The organism is Paraburkholderia sp. WS6, assembly GCF_030464835.1.
GTDB classification, from domain to species: Bacteria; Pseudomonadota; Gammaproteobacteria; order Burkholderiales; family Burkholderiaceae; genus Paraburkholderia; species Paraburkholderia madseniana.
Genome location: NZ_JALQCK010000113.1, coordinates 1 through 1,468, shown reverse-complemented (window position 1 = coordinate 1,468; position 1,468 = coordinate 1). Strand labels below are relative to the sequence as shown.

Below are 1,468 nucleotides of genomic sequence, written 5' to 3'. Positions count from 1 at the left end.
GCGGCAAGCGAATCGGCGACATCCTGGAATGCCGACAGAACTGTCGACTTGTAGTGCAGAACCGTCGCATCGTAGGTATCAATCGAGGCTCTGCGTTGCGCGAACAACGCCCCACCATGGAAGAGCGGCTGGGACAGGCCCGCACCGATCGCCCAGAGCCCGCCTGCACCTGAGAGCATCGCGGGCCAGCTAAAGCCCCCGCGACCCATTGAGGCCGTCAGTGACAGGCTCGGAAAGAGTTGCGCGGTCGCAGCGCCAACGTCGGCCGCGGCGGCCTTCACGGCGGCATCAGCTGCCTGAATGTCCGGACGCGAACGCAGGAGGTCCGAAGGCACGACGACCGGCACGTGGTCGGGCAACGCCATGCTGTCGAGCTCGGGAACGGTCGGTGCGTTATCGGGCGTCCGGCCCATCAGTACCGCCAGCGCGTGGACGGCTGTGGCGCGCTGCTGGCGTAAGGCCGGAAGACTCGCCGCGATCGAATCTGCCTCCTGCGTCGAGTTGAGCGCCTGCACGTGCGAAATGGACCCGAGCGCGTACCGTTGCTGATCCTCGTTTGCAGTTTCGCTCGCCACGGCGATGAGCCGTTCGGTGAGCGCGATCTGGCGATCGAGCGCCGCCACATTGATCGCCGTGCCGACGATGTTGGCGGCGAGCGCGCGCCGGGCCGCTTCCAGTTCATATGCCTGCACATTCACGCGATCGGTAGCCGCCGCGTTGGCGTAACGCGTCGCGCCGAAGAGGTCGAACGTGTAGTGCGCTTGAATCTGCCCGGCGAAGAAGTTATAGCGGACCTCGCTTGGGCCGATGCCGGGCACGACCGGTGAACGCGCACGCTCGACCTGGGCGGCAGCGTCGACCGACGGCAGCGTGGACGAACCGATTTGCCCGCGCAGTTCTTCTTGCGCGGCGGAGAGCGTCCGCTGCGTGGCCGCAAGCGTCGGGCTGTTGCGCAATCCTTCGTCGACGAGCGCATCGAGCGCGTCGGACCGGTAAAGCCGCCACCATTGCGGAACGGCAGTCGAGCCGATATCGAATTGCTGCGCAACGCCATCCGCCACGACAGTCTTCGACGGCTGCACCTGCGCGCCGTAATGCGTGGGCGAAGGCATCACCGGGGGCTCCCCGCTGGGAGCGAACGAGCAGGCCGTCAGTGCGAGCGCCGTAGCCACGGCGATAACGGATGTCTTATAGGCAAAGTTCATGATGAAATCTCCGTATGCTCGACGACGACCGGTTGTATCCCGCGCTCGTCGCGCCGGATGCTGAAGCACGTCGCATAGAGCGCCGGCAGGAAGAAAATGGTCAGTGCCGTGGCGATCGTGATACCACCCATCAGCGCGGTCGCCATGGGCCCGAAGAAAGCTGAGCGCAAGAGCGGGATCAAGGCGAGCACGGCGGCTGCGGCCGTCAGCATGATCGGCCTGAAGCGCCTCACGGTTGCACCGATAATCGCGTCGAAGCGCCC

General features: G+C 65.5%; 2 protein-coding genes. Both read right to left on the bottom strand.

What is annotated here, in order from left to right:
- Positions 1-1,205 (bottom strand): efflux transporter outer membrane subunit (locus tag M0D64_RS44755; RefSeq protein WP_266262309.1); only part of this gene is annotated, 1,205 nt, incomplete at its 3' end.
- Positions 1,202-1,468 (bottom strand): efflux RND transporter permease subunit (locus tag M0D64_RS44750; protein ID WP_266262308.1); only part of this gene is annotated, 267 nt, incomplete at its 5' end. The genes M0D64_RS44750 and M0D64_RS44755, both read right to left, overlap by 4 nt.